The following is a 17903-nucleotide window of genomic DNA, read 5'->3' on the forward strand; positions in this document are numbered from 1 at the left end:
GTGGTGTTGCAGTTATCGAAGTAGGTGCTGCTACAGAAGTTGAAATGAAAGATAAGAAGCTTCGCATTGAAGACGCATTGAATGCAACCCGTGCAGCTGTCGAAGAAGGTATCGTAGCTGGTGGTGGTACTACATTCATCGATATCATCCCTGCATTAAATACATTGAAAGCTACTGGTGATGTTCAAACTGGTATTAACCTTGTAAAACGCGCTGTAGAAGAACCACTTCGTCAAATCGCATACAACGCTGGTCTTGAAGGTTCTGTAGTAGTAGAAAAAGTTAAAAATACTGAATCTGGCGTGGGCTTCAATGCCTTGTCTGAAGAATACATCGATATGGTTAAAGCTGGTATTGTTGATCCTGCGAAAGTTACTCGTTCTGCCCTTCAAAATGCCGCATCTATCGCATCTCTTGTATTAACTACTGAAACAATCGTAGCTGATAAGGTAGATGAAAATGCAGCAGTTCCTGCAATGCCTCCAATGGGTGGCATGGGCGGTATGATGTAATCAACTGCTTAGAATTAAATATATAAGAAATATAATAATCCTAATGAATTGTGAATTACATTTTTCATATTCATTAGGATTATTTTTTACTAATTTATTAATTTATTGTAATGTTTTAATATTTTAAATAAGTTATTATTATATTCAAGCTGATCAGATTTAAAGTGACCAAATTAGGTTGATTACATCGATAAAATTGATTTTGTATACAATGTATGATATAATTCTATAGAATTTAATAGTGAGTCTTATTGACATAGTTATTCTCTAATAGTATAATTAGCGTATCGAATTTATTCGATTTTATATGTTTGAATTGAAAGAAGGATCACTATGTTGAACTTTATTTTTAAAAGTAAACCTAATTATGTAAATTTTGGCTTATTAATTTATCGCCTTGCATTGGGCATTTCCATGTTTTATCATGGTTATTTAAAATGGCTTAGCGGAGCTGAAGGACTCTACAAAGTAGGAACTATGTTGGCACCTTTAGGTATATCCGGTGGTTATGAGATGTTGGGTACTATGGCAGCACTTGCAGAAATGATTGGTGGTATTCTTATTGCAGTAGGATTATTTACACGTATTGGTGCTATTCTAGTTGTAGGTACTTTAGCAACTGCGACTATTGTGAGTTTGAATGGTAGTTTCTTTAGCTGGGATTATCCATCTCAATTGGGCTTTGGTGCACTTATGCTATTCTTTGCTGGTGCTGGTCGCTTTAGTTTAGATAAAGCTTTATTTAAATAATTAGGAAATTAGGATAAAAGACTCATCGGCTGATGAGTCTTTTATTTATGTAGAAAGGTTATCATGAACAAGAAAACAGTTCCATTCACTTTAGAACAATTAGAAAATATTATTGCTCAGTATCCAACTCCATTCCATATTTATGATGAAGAAGGAATTATTGAGAATATGAAATCTTTCATCAATGCATTTTCTTGGAATAAGGGATTCAAGCAATATTTTGCAGTTAAAGCAACTCCAAATCCTTATATCATGCGTTTATTACAAAAACTGGGGGTTGGTGCAGACTGTTCTTCCTTAGCAGAACTCATTTTATGTGAAAAGGTGGGTATTACGGGCCATGATATTATGTTCACATCTAATGACACACCATATGTGGAGTATAAAAAGGCACTTGAAATGGGTGCAATCATCAATCTTGATGATATTACACATATCGACTATTTAGAGAATAATCACGGTTCTTTACCAGATACATTTTGCGTGCGTTATAATCCGGGTTCTTTAAAAGAAGGGGGGAATACAATTATTGGCCTTCCTGAAGAAGCTAAATATGGTATGACCCGCGAACAAATATTTGAAGCATTTAAACAATTACAAGCCAAAGGTGTAAAACACTTTGGTATTCACACGATGGTTGTTTCTAACGAGCTAGACATTAATAGTTTAGTGGGTACTGCAGAAATCTGCTTTAACCTAGCTGTAGATATTAAAAATGAACTTGGCATCATTGTTGATTTCATTGATCTTGGTGGTGGTGTAGGTGTAGCTTATAAACCAGAACAAACACCAGTAGACTTTCGCGCATTAAGTAAGGGTGTAGAAGAAGCGTATAATCGGATTTTAGTAGCTAATGGACTTATTGATGTAGCATTGGCTTATGAATGTGGGCGTATGGTAACAGGTCCATTTGGTTACCTTGTTTCTACTGCTATTCATAAAAAAGATATTTATCGTCATTACATCGGTTTAGATGCTTGTATGGCAAACCTTATGCGTCCGGCATTGTATGGTTCTTACCATCACATTACTGTAATGGGTAAAGAAAATGCTCCCAAGGATCATGTATATGATGTAACAGGCTCCTTATGTGAAAATAATGATAAATTTGCTATTCAACGAGAGCTACCCAAAATTGATATTGGAGATCGTGTCATCATTCACGATGCTGGTGCACATGGACATTCTATGGGTTTTAATTATAATGGTAAATTACGTTCTGCAGAGTTATTATTACATAAAGATGGCTCTGTTACACAAATTCGTCGTGCTGAAACATATGATGATTTATTTGGAACTCTTGATTTTTCAAACCTATAATTTAATATTGAGAATCGAATAGGATGAGAACTAATATTAATAATAATCTATCAATATATGTAATACTTGATATTCTTTTAATTCCTGTATATTTTAGTAGGAATATCTTGCTATCATTTAGATAAGAATGTATAATGAGTGTAGATTGTTATGCACATACTTGCTAAGTTGGCGAGAATTACGGCGGTATTCACGTTAGTGCGTACCGCCTTTTTATATGTGTCAGTATATACGTTTTATATATAACGAGTGTATGTTTCTTATGGTTACATACAAATAAAAGGAGTGAACATTTTGGCTGAATTACTTCAGATAAAAGATTTAAAGGTATCTGTTGAAGAGAAACAAATCTTGAAAGGCATTGATTTAACAATTAATAAAGGTGAAATTCACGTTGTAATGGGGACAAATGGTGCTGGTAAATCTACACTTGCTAATGCAATCATGGGTAACTCTACATATACAGTAGATAGTGGTTCTATTATTTTTGATGGTAAGGATATTACGGAAGATGCAGTAAACGATCGTGTAAAAGCGGGTATTTTTATGTCCTTCCAAAATCCAATTTCTATTCCTGGTATTACTGTAGAAAACTTCATTCGTACAGCTAAATCCACAATTACTGGTGAAAACGTTCGTGCTTTATCTTTCAAAAAAGAATTGAAAGAAAAAATGGATGAATTGTCCTTTGATTTATCCTATGCGCAACGTTATGTAAACGAAGGCTTCTCTGGTGGTGAACGCAAGAAGAATGAAATTCTTCAAATGTCCATTTTGAATCCTAAATTAGCTATTCTTGATGAAACTGATTCTGGCCTTGACGTAGATGCGGTTCGTATCGTATCTGAAGGGGTACAACGTTTCCATAACGAAGAAAATGCTGTATTGATAATTACTCATCATAACCAAATCTTGCAAAAACTAAAACCAGACTATGTTCATGTATTGATTAATGGCAAGATTGTTAAAACTGGTGATGCTTCTCTTGTACGTGAAATCGAAGAAAAAGGTTACGACGCATACAAAGCATTAGCATAGGAGGCATAATGGAAGAAAGAAAGAAAACCCAAGTCGCGGATATGGACCGTGGCGTCTATGATATAAAGAATGAATTTGAATATTCTTATATCTCTGACGCCGGTTTAACAGAAGATATTATTCGCGAAATTTGGTCTAATAAAAATGAACCAGAATGGATGCTCGATTTCCGTTTAAAATCTTTGGAAATCTATAATCGTATGGGCATTCCAAATTGGATTCCTGATATCTCGGGCTTGGATATGGCAAATATTCATACGTATGTTAAGCCTAAAGTAGATATGAAAGAAAACTGGGATGAAGTTCCAGAAGAAATTAAAAGTACTTTTGATCGCTTAGGTATTCCAGAAGCGGAAAAAACATCTCTAGCTGGTGTTGGTGCTCAATATGATTCTGAGGTTGTTTACCACAGTATTCAAGAAGATCTTGTTAAGCAAGGTGTTATCTATACTGATATCGAAACAGCATTACATGAGTATGAAGAAATCGTAAAAAAATACTGGATGACATTAATTCCGCCTACAGACCATAAATGGGCTGCCCTTCATGGTGCCGTTTGGTCTGGTGGTTCCTTCGTATACGTTCCAGCAGGCGTACAAGTAGAAATTCCATTGCAATCCTACTTCCGTTTAAATGCACCAGGTGCTGGTCAGTTTGAACATACGATGATCATTGTAGAAGAAGGAGCTAAATTGCACTTTATCGAAGGTTGTTCTGCTCCTAAGTATGATGTGTCTAACCTTCATGCGGGGGCTGTTGAACTGTTCGTTAAAGATAATGCTACATTGCGTTATTCTACAATTGAAAACTGGTCTAAAAATATGTACAACCTTAACACAAAACGTTGTGTAGTAGGTAAAAATGGCACAATTGAATGGGTATCTGGTTCGTTTGGTTCCAAAGTTTCTTGTTTGTATCCAATGAGTATTCTCAATGGTGAAGGTGCACATGCTGAATTTACAGGTGTAACATTTGCTGGTGAAGGACAATTCCTCGATACAGGTTGTAAAGTGGTACATAATGCACCATATACAACAAGTAATGTAAACTCTAAATCTATTTCTAAATCCGGTGGCGCTGCAATTTATCGTGGCCTTTTGAAGATTGGCCCTAAAGCTGAACATTCCAAAGCAACAGTTTCTTGTGAATCCTTGATGCTTGATGCTGAGTCTCAATCTGATACAATTCCAGCTATTATCGTAGAAAACGATAATGTGGATTTAGGTCATGAAGCTAAAATCGGTCGTATTTCCGACGAAGCGATTTTCTATCTTATGACACGTGGTATTAGTGAAGAAGAAGCTCGTGCAATGCTCGTTCGTGGTTTCGTTGAGCCAATCTCCAAAGAATTACCACTTGAGTATGCTGTAGAAATGAACAATCTAATTAATCTCGAATTAGAAGGTTCTATCGGTTAAGGAGGAATTATGAGCGAATTACTATTTAATGAACTCCCTAGACCGACATTCAGATGGTTACGTGTTAACCATACTGTAAGCTCTCTAGCTGGAGAAGATACATCTGTACAATCCATCGCTGTAGAAGCGAATCAAAATATACTTTCACCGTTGCCTACAGGAACAGCACTGTTAGATGCTAAATATGAAGGTGCTAATAAGGATGCTGTTCAAGCGTTGGTAGATAATGCAGAAGGTTATGCTATCAATGTTCCAGCTAAGGCAAAGGAAGTTGTAGGCATCTGCATTGATGCTAATGCTCGTGTGGCAAATCGTTTTCAATTTATCGTTGGTGAAGGTGCTGAACTAGAAGTACAATTCTATGTAACTGGTTCTGGCGATGCATTGACAAATGTTAGCTATTTAAACGAGTATGATGTTAAAGAAGCTGGTAAGGTTGTGGTAAAAAAGGTAAATCTTTTATCTGAACATGTACAACATATCGAGCATAGATACACTAAATTAGAAGATAAAGCAGATGTAGAATACATCAATATTGAAATTGGTGGTAGTGAAAATATCTTGAATTACTATCATGATTTAGTAGGCCAAGAATCTCGTATGGTTCATGACATTGCTTATCTTGGTAATAAAGAGCAAAAATTTGATATTTCTATGGTTATGAGTCATGGTGGTAAAAAATCATTTAGTGATATTCATACCTTAGGTGCTCTAAGCGGTAATTCAAAAAAATCCTTCCGTGGCACTCTTGATTTCCTTCGTGGTGCGACTGCTTCTGAAGGGGCGGAAGAAGATACTTGCTTATTGTTAGATCCAACTGTAAAATCTATTTCTTTACCACTTTTATTGTGTAAAGAAGATAATGTAGTTGGTAATCATGCAGCAAGTGCAGGCCAAATTGATCATAATAAATTGTTCTATATCATGAGCCGTGGCTTTAGTGAGGTAGAAGCAAAACATATCATTGTTGAATCTATGATTCGACCTATTATTGATCGCATTGGTGATGAAACGATTGAAGAAGCGGCTTTAGTAGCTGTACGTAATAAAATATAAAGAGGCGTTTTTATGAGACCAATTGCAGAAGCATATAAAGACTTTCCTATATTACATAAAGAGCATAATGGGCACCGTGTTATCTATTTAGATAGTGGTGCTACTGCACAAATTCCACAGTCCGTAATTGACCGTGTTGTGGAACATATGACACAACGTAATGGTAACCCACATCGTGGTTCTCATATTTTAGCCATTGAAGCATCTGAAGACTATGAAAATGCACGAGATCGCGTAGTTGAATTTATCAATGCTCGCGAACGCGAAGAGGTTATATTTACACGTAATAGTACGGAGTCAATGAACTTGATTGCACACAGCTATGGCCTTCATAATGTGAAAAAAGGTGACAAGATTGTCATTACTGTTGCTGAACATCATGCAAATCTTGTAACATGGCAATACGTAGCAGAGCAAACAGGGGCAACCTTAGAATACATGTATCTTGATGAACATGGGCACTTAAAAGATGGTGAAATCAATAAAATTGATGAAAAGACTAAAATTGTTGCTTTCGCTCATGTTAGTAACGTGCTTGGTATGGAATTCCCTGTAAAAGAATTAACTGAGAAGGCTCACTCTGTAGGTGCTATTGTTGTTCTAGACGGTGCTCAATCTACACCTCATAAAAAAATTGACGTTCAAGCATTAGATTGTGATTTCTTTGTGTTCTCTGGACATAAGATGTGTGCATCTCAAGGTATTGGCGTCCTATATGGTAAACGTGAATTGCTAGAAGCAATGCCTCCATTCTTATTAGGTGGCGATATGATTGAATATGTAAAAGAGCAATCTGCCACATTTAATGAATTACCTTATAAATTTGAAGCTGGTACTCCGAATGCAGATGGTGCTGTTTCGTTGCATGCAGCTATCGATTACTTAGAATCTTTTGGTATGGATGCTATAGAAGCTTATGAAGAGGAGTTAGTAGCTTATATTCTTCCAAAGATTGTTGAATTGCCACATGTTCATGTTATTGGTTCTCAAAACCCTAAGGAAAAACATGGCGTAATTGCGTTCACTGTAGATGATGTACATCCTCATGATGTAGCTACAATTTTGGATTCTAAGGGCATCTGTGTTCGTTCTGGTCATCATTGTGCACAACCATTAGGTGCGTTCTACAATGTATCTGCATCCACTCGTTTAAGCATGTACTTATACACTCGCAAGGAAGATTTAGACGCGTTCCTTGAAGTATTGAAGACTGTTCGTTCAGTAATGGGTTTTAAAGATTAGGAGAATTGCCACAATGGAAATGGATCAATTATATACGGAACTTATTTTGGAACATAACCAAGATAAACGTAATAAGCATGAATTAGCTGAATTTACAAATTCTGAACATGGCCATAACCCTAGTTGTGGTGATGATTTAACATTACAACTCAATGTAGTAGATGGTATCATTAAAGATGCTGCATATACAGGTTCTGGCTGTGCTATTAGCCAAGCATCTGCATCTATGATGATTGATATTATTAAGGGCAAATCCGTTGAGGAAGCGCTTCGTTTGGTTGAAATTTTCTTAGGTATGATTAAAAAAGAGATTACCGATGAAAATGAGTTAGAAGAATTAGAAGATGCTATGGCTCTACAAAATATTTCTAACATGCCAGCACGTGTAAAATGTGCAGTTCTTGCATGGCATACATTGAAAGAGGCTTTAAAGAAATAATATGAAGAAAACGATATTATTTGATTTAGATGGAACTTTAACTGACTCTCAAGAAGGTATTCTTAAAAGCATTAAATTTGCATTGGAACATTTCGGTTATACTGTACCTGATGAAGAAACATTACAATTGTTCTTAGGACCACCATTGGTAGATGCTTTTCAAGAATATTGTGGTCTGACCTTTGAGCAAGCGGAAGAAACATACTTTAAATTCCGTGAACGTTATGGTACCATTGGTAAATTTGAAAATAAAGTATATCCGAATATTGTAGACTTATTGGCTAAATGCAAAACTGAACAATATACTATAGCTGTAGCTACTGCAAAACCAGAACATTATGCTAAAGATATTCTTGATCACTTTGAATTGACACCATACTTTGATGTTATTGTTGGTGCTAATTACGAAGCGGGATTGTTACACAAAAAAGAAATTCTTGAAAAAGCTCTCACGCTATGTGGTAACCCATTAACTGATGAAAATGGTCGTCGATTGACATTCATGGTTGGAGATCGTAAGTACGATGTAGAAGCAGCTAATGAACTTGGCTGTATCTCCATCGGTGTTACTTATGGTTACGGTACAGAATCTGAGTTAAAAGAAGCGGATGCTGAATATATCTGTGATGATGTTGATGAAATTGCTGATGTTCTCAATCTTGAAGAAATGATGGTTCGTAGATAAGCTATATAAATAGAATTACATATCAACCCAAATAAAAAGCTAGAGGGCATCCTCTAGCTTTTTTGCATTTTCATTTTATGTTATTTTTTTAGGCCACTCTTTTTAGCTAATGTTTTGATAACTTTAGCACTTTGTTTTTTCAACTTGCCTCCTGTTTGTTTGAGTTGGATGCGTGTACGAGAAACACGACCAAGTGTAGTAATCTTAGTTTTGCGACGTGGCTTCATATCACGTTCGTTACCAAAGTCGCCACGTTGCACACTTGTTGCCTTTACTTTTTCAGCTCTAAAAGATTTACGTAAGGCTTTCATAATTAATGTAAGCGGTAATGTTTGCTCGAAGGAATACAAATCAACTGCTACATAACCAAGTGCAGGATATGTGTGCAATGTAAAGTGAAAATCTGGTGCGACAGAAAGGAGGGCGATTTCCTCGTCCATAACCTGACAACTGATTTCATCTACATCAAGTTCAGCTAAGTCAAATGCGGTTGCTACACTTTCCTGTACAGCTGTAGCGGATGAAATTGCGTCTTCATCGCAGGAATATAAATCAATTAACAGTTCTTGTCCTAATGCTTCTGCCATAACAACACCTTCCTTCGGAAAATAATATCTCATTTATTATACATAGATTTAAGCATTAAGTCCAATTATATGAGAATACATTAAAAGTCAAACGTTATTTTTATGAAATTTGACTTTTATGTTGACTAAGGTCAAAAAGTCAAATATAATAGAGCTATGCTAAAGAACAAATAGTCAAAACTATAGTAAATAAACTTTAAAGGGGTGTTTTTTATGAGTATGATAGCTGATAAAATAGAAAAATTTATATTAGACCGTATGCGTGAAGAACAAGAAAAGCTAATTTTAAAGCGTAATGAATTGGCTGATGAATTAGATTGTGCGCCATCCCAAATTAGTTACGTGTTAAGTACGCGTTTTTCTAATGAGCGCGGTTTTGATGTTGAGTCAAGACGTGGCTTGGGTGGATATATTCGAATCAAAAAAATTAACCCAGAAAGTTCAGATTCTTTACCTGCTGTTACAACTTATCGGATTTATGAAGGTCCAAATACGGTAGAACGATTAATTGATATGCGAGATGTAGATCAATCATTATTTCAATTATTACAATCTGAAAAGATTACCCGTCGTGAAGCTCAATTGATGCATAATTCTTTTGCTACATTAATTGAAAATGTAGACGTAGAAGAACGTAATGATGCTGTTCGTCAATTATATGCATCAATGGTGGACACTTTACGGAAGGAGTGATGATTTGTGTTATGTGATCATTGCCATAAAAATGAAGCTACTATCCATATGACTAATATCATAAATAATCAAAAGACTGAGCAACATCTTTGCAGTGCTTGTGCCACCGAGTTACAACAAGCTGGGAAATTATCTCCTTATAGTTCTTTTATGAATGATATGTGGGATAATAACTTTTTTACTAATGATTTTTTTAAGAATATGGTGTATCCAGATAACTTATTAAAAGCTCATCAATCTAAGAGATGCCCTCAGTGTGGTATTACTTATGATGAATTCAATCGGGTAGGTAAGTTTGGCTGTGGTCAATGTTATGAGACTTTTAATAGTGAAATAAATCCATTATTAGAACGAATACAAGGTAGTTCTGAGTATGAAGGAACGGTACCTAGTCGTGGTACAAATGTATTTAAAGCAAAATATGAAGTAAAGAAATTGCGTCATCAATTAGATACAGCTATTCAAGCTGAACACTTTGAAGAAGCCGCAATCTTAAGAGATAAAATTAAAGAGTTAGAAGTCATCATCGATGGTGATAAAGAGTAGGAGGTTCTTATGTTAGATACTATATTGGACTCTCCTCTAAGTCAGTGGCTGTGTCAGGATGCAGAGGCGACAGACCATATTGTAATTTCAAGCCGTATACGATTGGCGAGAAATTTTGATGATATATTGTTTACGAATCGTGAAGATACAGTTTCCTTGGAAAAAGTAAATACAATCTCTCGAGGCTTATTGCCAATATTAAAAAAGGCTGATGGACATCAATATACAAATATCAGCCTTGAGCAATTAAGTCAAAGTGAACGTGCTGTTTTAGTTGAAAAGCATTTAATGAGTCCTGCTTTAGAGGAACATTTGCCCTATCGTAATTTGATCGTATCTGATGATGCTTCTATCGTAATTATGGTAAATGAAGAAGATCATTTACGTATTCAATCTATGGCTTCAGGACTTAAATTGCAACAAGCTTATAATCATGCAGTTCAAATTGATAAAGCCATCGAAGAAAAATACCCTTATGCCTTTGATGAGCGATTTGGTTATTTAACTGCTTGTCCCACTAATGTGGGTACAGGTTTACGAGCATCTGTTATGTTACATTTACCCGCATTGACCTTATCTGGTCGTATTACGAGACTCATTCGTAACATAATACAACTAGGTTACTCTGTACGAGGGTTGTATGGTGAAGGTTCTGAGGCTTTGGGTTGTATTTATCAGATTTCTAATCAACGAACGATGGGGATTAGTGAAGAAGCGACTATTGAGCAATTGAATAAAATCGTAGAAGGAATTATTGCAGAAGAACGAAAGTCTCGGCAGTCTTTATTACATAATGATAAAGAAGGTTTGGAAGATATACTGTGGCGATCTTATGGAGTTTTACAATATGCACGACGTGTAAACGGTAAAGAGGCACTTAGTAAGCTTAGTGATATTCAATTAGGTGTAGATTTAGAAATATTACCTTCTTGGGGTAAGGATACTTTTAATGAGCTTGTTGCTATAACTAGACCAAACTTTCTCTGTAAATACTTAGGAAATGAAAATTTGACAGATGCTGATCGAGATAGCTATCGTGCAAAAGTGATACGTCAAAAACTTTCAAAATAATATAAGCAAATAAAAAATCAGTGCATGATTATTTATTTTGTATAGCTTGATTTATATAATTTTTTAGTTTAACTATTAAGAGATTTGTAAGAAATAGTAGATATATATACTAGATAGCATAATAGATTAATGGGTTTAATATCAGTTTTTGATATTCCAATGGTTATTTGACCATTGTTTATATATATTTGAAGAGAAACAATTACAATTTACATAGATAGATGAGGTGATATTATGATGCAACGGTTTACAGACGATGCACAGCGTGTTCTTTCGTTAGCTCAAGAGGCTGCTTTGGAGTTAGGACATGACTATGTCGGTACTGAACACGTACTCATCGGCCTTACAAAGGTTAAAAATGGGGTAGCCGCTAAAGCATTAGAAGAGCTTGGTCTTGTTACAGAAGATATTTTTGAAGCTGTAGAACGACATGTAGGTCGTGGTAATAAAAAGGCAACATCAATATATATGACACCTCGCGTTAAACATGTACTTGAGCTTGCTATTCAAGTAGCAAATCACATGAATCACAACTACGTTGGTACTGAGCATATTTTATTGGGCCTACTTAGTGATGGTAGCGGCGTTGCCGTTGCTATTTTACGAGCTATGAATATACGTAGTAATGACGTAGTAGAAGCAATTCGCAGTATTCTTGGCTCGAATAAAGGCAGCAACAATGGTGGTCAAGAGGGATTAAATAGCAACAATGATTTAGGTGAGTTGTCTGATTTTGCAACCGATCTTAATGAGTCTGCTAAACAAGGTAAGATTGATCCTGTTATTGGTCGCGATACAGAGATTCAACGAGTCATTCAAATTCTTAGTCGTAGAACTAAAAATAATCCTGTTCTTATCGGTGAACCAGGTGTAGGTAAAACAGCTATTGCTGAAGGATTGGCACAGCGCATTGTGACTGGTAATGTACCGGAGATTTTACGTAATAAACGCATTATTTCTATTAGTATCGGTTCTATGTTAGCGGGTGCCAAGTACCGTGGTGAATTTGAAGAACGGTTGAAAAAAGCAATCGATGAAGTACAACAACATGATGATATGATTATCTTTATAGATGAAATTCATACATTGGTTGGGGCAGGTGCTACTGAAGGTGCTATGGATGCAGCGAATATCTTAAAGCCTGCTTTGGCACGTGGTGAATTCCAAGTTATCGGTGCCACAACACTCGATGAATATAAGAAGCATATAGAAAAAGATGCCGCTCTAGAGCGTCGTTTTCAACCTGTTCAAGTAGGAGAGCCCAACGAAGAGGATGCTCTTGAAATTTTGAAGGGTTTAAGAGATCGGTACGAAGCCTTTCATAAGGCTAAGATTACAGATGAAGCATTAAAAGCGGCTGTATCCTTATCTAACCGATATATTACAGATAGATTCTTGCCTGATAAGGCTATTGATGTAGTAGATGAAGCTGCATCTAAAGTTCGTATGAAAGTATTTTCTGCAGCACCTGATGTTAAGGCGTTAGAGGATCGCCTCAATACAGTTAAGAAAGAAAAAGAAGCTGCTGTTACGTCTCAAGATTTTGAAAAGGCTGCAAAGCTTCGCGATGAAGAAAAATCACTTTTAAAAGAAATTGGTGATAAAAAATCTGTCGCTAAAGAAAAAAGCGATCAAAAGTTAATAGTAACAGAGGAAGATATAGCTACTGTAGTAGCGCAATGGACAGGCATTCCAGTAGCTAAAATTGCAGAAGAAGAGTCTGAAACCTTACTTCATTTAGAAGAAGAACTTCATAAACGCGTAGTAGGTCAAGATGAGGCTGTTACCGCTGTAGCTAAAGCTGTACGCCGTGCAAGGGCTGGATTAAAAGACCCAAAACGTCCTATAGGTTCATTTTTGTTCCTTGGGCCAACAGGAGTGGGGAAAACTGAGCTAGCTAGAGCACTTGCATCCTCCTTGTTCGGCAATGAATCTGCTATGATTCGACTTGATATGTCTGAATATATGGAAAAACATACTGTATCTCGCTTAGTCGGGGCACCTCCAGGCTATGTAGGTTATGAAGAGGGTGGTCAGTTAACAGATGCGGTACGTCGCAAACCATATAGCGTTATTCTCCTCGATGAAGTGGAAAAGGCGCATGCAGATTTCTTTAATATCTTGTTACAAGTTCTTGATGATGGTCGTCTTACTGATAGTCAAGGTAGAACTGTAGATTTCAGAAATACAGTTATAATCATGACAAGTAATTTAGGTGCTAAAGCTTTACATAAGAACTCTCCAGAACTTGGTTTCTTAGCAGCTAAAAAGGCTGATTCTAATGTAGATGAAAATAAAGGAATTGATTTTAAAGAGGCTAAGAAGTCGGTAATGGATGCGGTGAAACGTCATTTTAGACCTGAGTTTTTAAATCGTATTGACGAAATGATTGTGTTCCATCCGTTAACAGAAGAGGACTTAAAAGAAATTGTAACCATCTTGATGAGCGATGTTACAAAACGCCTTGAAGAACGTGATTTGCACTTAGAAATCACTACAGAGGCTATGAAATTACTCGTTAAGGAAGGCTCTGATTTTACAATGGGGGCTCGACCATTAAAACGTGCTATTCAACGTTTAATTGAGGACCCAGTGTCGGATCTTATTTTGAAAGGAGATGCAAAAGAAGGCAAAATAATTAAAGTAGATGCAAAGGATAATGATCTTGTTGTATCAATATGATAAAAAATACAAATTATACAGTTGATGACTACCTTTCATATAAAAAATATAAGTTAAATGGTATACTATAGAATGATGATAGTTAACCATGTAGTAAAATTATGCATAAAAGGTCATGAATGGTTATCATTCATGACCTTTCTTTTTAAAAGTTTTGAGGTATTATGGCAAAAGCGAAATCAGTATTCTTCTGTCAAAATTGTGGGGCTGAATCCTCTAAATGGATGGGCCGTTGTCCACAATGTGGTGAATGGAATACATTAGTTGAAGAAATCATTAAAGAAACTAAACATAGCCGCACACCTTCTCGTGGTGTAGGAAACCAATCAACGAAGCCTACGGCCTTGCCAGATATTGAAATCTCTTCTATTGCACGTATATCCACAACCTTTGGTGAAATTGACCGAGTATTAGGTGGTGGAATAGTACCTGGTGCACTTATGCTTTTAGGTGGCGATCCTGGCATTGGTAAATCTACTTTGTTACTACAGGTGTCTCAGAAGGTAGCCGATACAGTAGGTGCTGTTCTTTATGCATCTGGTGAAGAGTCTCAGTTACAACTTAAGCTTCGAGCAGAGCGACTGCATATCAATAGTGAACGGTTACAAGTTATTGCAGATACAGATTTAGATCATATATTAGAGCAGGCCGATGCAATGACTCCATCCTTACTAGTCATTGATTCTATTCAAACTATGTATACGGGAGATATAGATGCTGCACCAGGCAGTGTAAGTCAAGTTCGTGAATGTACATCTCGCCTACTTCGCTTCTGTAAAGAACGAAATATTCCAACCGTTATCATTGGGCATGTAACGAAAGAGGGCAATATCGCTGGTCCACGTATGTTAGAACATATGGTAGACGTAGTGCTTTACTTTGAAGGGGAGCGTTCCTATCAATTCCGTATATTACGGTCTATTAAAAACCGTTTTGGCTCTACATCAGAAACAGGCATTTTTGCTATGGTAGAGGAAGGGTTACAGGAATTGTCCAATCCGTCCGCTTCTCTTTTAGCCGAGCGTTCCGATGAAGAAAGCGGCAGTGCCGTCATGATTTACCTTGAAGGGGTTCGTCCCATCTTAGTAGAGGTACAAAGCTTAGTCGTTACTACGTCCTTTGGTATGCCACGACGCACGGCGATAGGTTACGATCTCAATCGATTAATCGTATTATTGGCTGTTTTAGAAAAACGCTGTGGCTTTACATTAGGTAATAAAGATGTATATGTAAATGTTATCGGTGGTCTCAAGGTAAATGAACCTGCTTGTGATTTATCTATGGCGGTTGCCATTGTGTCAAACCTAAAAAATCGAATCGTTCCAACAGATATGGTAATTTTAGGTGAAGTGGGCTTAACTGGAAATGTTCGCAGTATTCCTCGCATTGAACAGCGTATTAATGAAGCTAAGAAATTAGGCTTTAAAAAGTTTATTATTCCTGACGGCAATTATAAGCAAATTAAGGATAATGATAGTTCTATCAAAATTAGAGGCGTCAAATCTATACAAGAGGCGATGCAGCTCGTATTTTCATAATTAGGAGGTGAATTCATGATTTATCGGATTTTGCGCTATGTAATAGCCATCCTAGTAGGTACAGCAGCTTATGTGGGGATGGATAGCTTAGCACCTATTATCGATCCATATTTAGTCTCTCAATTTGAATCCTTTGGGGATATGTCATTAACAATTGCACGCATTGCAGTATTAATTGTTGGTACATTGTTAGGCCTTATTATTGGCTATTTGATTTCCTCATTTATTTTGAAACAAGGTTTAGTAATTGCTAAACGATTAGAGCGTATTCTTACTCATATTCCAAATCAAGAATTGATTGCAGGCACCATCGGTTTATTATTCGGTCTTATTATTGCAAATTTAATTGGTGTTGCATTCAATCAAGTGCCTATTATAGGACCTTATATTCCTATAATTCTGAGTGCTATTTTTGGATATAGTGGACTTAAAATCATGGCTCGTAAAGGCCCCGAAATGTACAATAACTACGTACAACAATGGGGAGGAGACGGTACTAAAAAAACAAGTCGTTTTAAAATGTTTTCAACTCATAAATTAGATAAATCCTCTAGTACGCCAAAATTACTAGATACTTCAGTTATTATTGACGGTCGTATCAAAGAACTATGTGCTACAGGCTTTATTGAAGGGCCTCTTATGGTACCACTATTTGTATTAAATGAGTTACAGGTAATTTCTGACTCTGCGGATGCTACGAAACGCAATCGTGGTCGACGTGGTCTTGATATTTTAAAAGATATGCAAGATGCCAATAAGGTAGCTATAGAAATTGTTGAAGATGATTATGATGATCTTGTAGAAGTTGATTCAAAACTTATGCGACTTGCTTTAGATAAGCAATGGAAATTGATGACTAACGATTTTAACTTGAACAAGGTGGCTCGTGTACAAGGTATTGAAGTTCTTAACCTCAATGAATTGGCGAATGTATTAAAACCAGCTCTTATTGCAGGTGAGTGGATTCGCGTACAAATCATGAAAGAAGGTAAGGAAGTACACCAAGGTGTAGCGTATCTTGATGATGGTACGATGATTGTCGTAGAGGATGGTAAGCCTTATGTTGGTCAAAATGTGGAGGTTATGGTTACATCCATATTACAAACGAGTGCAGGTCGCATGATCTTTGCTCGTGTAGATGGAGGACAAAATGGACAAGGTAATTAGTTGTATTGTTCTCGCCGCAGGTGCAGGGCGTCGCATGGGGTACAAAGAAAATAAGATATTTATCCCTTTGGGACGATTCTCCATCATTCAGCGTACATTGCAAAATGTAGCAAATGTTGATGGCTTGAAAGAGATTATTCTTGTTGTAGCCGAAGGTGAACAAGAGTATATGACAAAACATTTACAAGAGTTGGATTTGACTGTTCCAGTTCAGATAGTACTTGGTGGAAAAGAGCGTCAAGACTCTGTAGCATGTGGCCTTAAATTTGTTGCAGATATAAGTAATATTGTTCTTGTTCACGATGGGGCACGCCCATTAGCATCAACGGAGCTGTTTGATGCTGTTGTTAGCGCTGCAGTAGAACATGGAGCTGCTACCGTTGGGGTTCCTGCTACGGATACGATTAAACGAGTTGATACGGACCATAATGTTCTAGAAACATTACAGCGCAGTGAACTATACCAAATTCAAACTCCACAAGGCTTTCAAAAAGAATTATTTGCAGAGGCTCATCAAGCGGCATATGAAACAAAATATCTTGGTACTGATGATGTATCATTAGTTGAGTATGTAGGTAAGCCTGTACATATAGTTGAAGGAAATTATTGTAATATTAAAGTGACAACACCAAATGATATTGCAGTAGCTAAACGATATTTAGGAATTGAGGATAAACGTATGCGCGTTGGATTTGGTTATGATATTCATCAATTAAAAGCAGGTCGTCCTTGTATCTTAGGTGGTGTTCATATAGAATCTGACCTTGGCCCTGATGGTCACTCCGATGCGGATGTTCTTATTCATGCCTTGATGGATGCCATGTTGGGTGCTGCAGGTTTACGGGATATCGGATACTATTTTCCACCTGAAGATGACCAGTATAAAGGGATTTCTAGCATGCTTTTATTAGAAAAAGTAAATTCCTTATTGAAAGAACGTGGGTTACAAGCCTATAATATTGATATTATGGTTATTTCTGAGACACCTAAATTAAAGCCTCACATCGATATGATGAAGGCTAATTTACAGTCTATATTAGAGATACCATTAGATCGCATTAGTATTAAAGCGACAACGAATGAAATGCTAGGTGCCATTGGGCGCCGCGAAGGTATTGCTGCACAAGCTGTCGTTTCTGTATATGAAGGAGAGATTTAA

General features: G+C 36.6%; 17 protein-coding genes. 16 read left to right on the forward strand and 1 reads right to left on the reverse strand.

What is annotated here, in order from left to right:
* From RYO55_RS07380 to RYO55_RS07420, 9 genes are all read left to right on the forward strand, one after another.
* A partial coding sequence (locus RYO55_RS07380) for a TCP-1/cpn60 chaperonin family protein (protein ID WP_314984868.1) occupies positions 1-512 on the forward strand: 512 nt, incomplete at its 5' end.
* A gap of 333 nt (positions 513-845) precedes the next feature.
* Positions 846-1262: a DoxX family protein gene (locus RYO55_RS07385; protein WP_295815247.1), complete on the forward strand. Its 417-nt coding sequence runs from the start codon at positions 846-848 to the stop codon at positions 1260-1262.
* Between the two features lie 63 nt (positions 1263-1325).
* Complete coding sequence (locus RYO55_RS07390; RefSeq protein WP_314984869.1) at positions 1326-2582, forward strand: diaminopimelate decarboxylase; 1257 nt, start codon at positions 1326-1328, stop codon at positions 2580-2582.
* 294 nt (positions 2583-2876) lie between these two features.
* The gene (gene sufC / locus RYO55_RS07395; RefSeq protein ID WP_314984870.1) at positions 2877-3620 is read left to right on the forward strand and encodes a Fe-S cluster assembly ATPase SufC; all 744 of its coding nucleotides are present in this window, start codon (positions 2877-2879) and stop codon (positions 3618-3620) included.
* Positions 3621-3628: 8 nt separating this feature from the next.
* The gene (gene sufB, locus RYO55_RS07400) at positions 3629-5038 is read left to right on the forward strand and encodes a Fe-S cluster assembly protein SufB (protein WP_314984871.1); all 1410 of its coding nucleotides are present in this window, start codon (positions 3629-3631) and stop codon (positions 5036-5038) included.
* A gap of 9 nt (positions 5039-5047) precedes the next feature.
* Complete coding sequence (locus RYO55_RS07405; protein ID WP_314984872.1) at positions 5048-6094, forward strand: SufD family Fe-S cluster assembly protein; 1047 nt, start codon at positions 5048-5050, stop codon at positions 6092-6094.
* Between the two features lie 12 nt (positions 6095-6106).
* Complete coding sequence (locus RYO55_RS07410; RefSeq protein WP_295815256.1) at positions 6107-7336, forward strand: SufS family cysteine desulfurase; 1230 nt, start codon at positions 6107-6109, stop codon at positions 7334-7336.
* 13 nt (positions 7337-7349) lie between these two features.
* Positions 7350-7775 (forward strand): Fe-S cluster assembly sulfur transfer protein SufU, encoded by a 426-nt coding sequence (gene sufU, locus RYO55_RS07415; RefSeq protein ID WP_295815258.1) that lies wholly within the window; start codon positions 7350-7352, stop codon positions 7773-7775.
* A 1-nt stretch (position 7776) separates the two neighbouring features.
* Complete coding sequence (locus tag RYO55_RS07420; RefSeq protein ID WP_012864448.1) at positions 7777-8460, forward strand: HAD hydrolase-like protein; 684 nt, start codon at positions 7777-7779, stop codon at positions 8458-8460.
* A gap of 80 nt (positions 8461-8540) precedes the next feature.
* Here the strand turns inward: RYO55_RS07420 and RYO55_RS07425 are convergent, their stop codons facing one another.
* Entirely contained in the window at positions 8541-9047 is a 507-nt protein-coding gene (locus RYO55_RS07425; protein WP_314984874.1) for an S-adenosylmethionine decarboxylase, read from the reverse strand.
* A 213-nt stretch (positions 9048-9260) separates the two neighbouring features.
* On the opposite strand from RYO55_RS07425, the gene RYO55_RS07430 reads away from it, so the two are divergent.
* The 7 genes from RYO55_RS07430 to ispD all read left to right on the forward strand — a co-directional run bounded on the left by RYO55_RS07430 (position 9261) and on the right by ispD (position 17903).
* Positions 9261-9740, forward strand: coding sequence for a CtsR family transcriptional regulator (locus RYO55_RS07430; RefSeq protein WP_004696020.1), 480 nt, complete (start codon positions 9261-9263; stop codon positions 9738-9740).
* Between the two features lie 6 nt (positions 9741-9746).
* Positions 9747-10286, forward strand: a complete 540-nt coding sequence (locus tag RYO55_RS07435) for a UvrB/UvrC motif-containing protein (protein WP_314984875.1) — start codon at positions 9747-9749, stop codon at positions 10284-10286.
* Positions 10287-10295: 9 nt separating this feature from the next.
* A complete protein-coding gene (locus RYO55_RS07440) occupies positions 10296-11357 on the forward strand; it encodes a protein arginine kinase (RefSeq protein ID WP_295815267.1) in 1062 nt (353 codons plus the stop codon).
* Between the two features lie 234 nt (positions 11358-11591).
* Entirely contained in the window at positions 11592-14039 is a 2448-nt protein-coding gene (locus tag RYO55_RS07445) for an ATP-dependent Clp protease ATP-binding subunit (RefSeq protein WP_314984877.1), read from the forward strand.
* A 164-nt stretch (positions 14040-14203) separates the two neighbouring features.
* On the forward strand, positions 14204-15577 hold the full coding sequence (radA, locus tag RYO55_RS07450) for a DNA repair protein RadA (protein WP_314984879.1): 1374 nt from the start codon (positions 14204-14206) through the stop codon (positions 15575-15577).
* A 15-nt stretch (positions 15578-15592) separates the two neighbouring features.
* Positions 15593-16744 (forward strand): TRAM domain-containing protein, encoded by a 1152-nt coding sequence (locus RYO55_RS07455; RefSeq protein WP_314984881.1) that lies wholly within the window; start codon positions 15593-15595, stop codon positions 16742-16744.
* On the forward strand, positions 16728-17903 hold the full coding sequence (gene ispD / locus RYO55_RS07460; protein ID WP_314984882.1) for a 2-C-methyl-D-erythritol 4-phosphate cytidylyltransferase: 1176 nt from the start codon (positions 16728-16730) through the stop codon (positions 17901-17903). Before RYO55_RS07455 ends, ispD begins: the two co-directional genes overlap by 17 nt.

Source organism: uncultured Veillonella sp. (genome assembly GCF_963551295.1).
Lineage (GTDB): Bacteria > Bacillota > Negativicutes > Veillonellales > Veillonellaceae > Veillonella.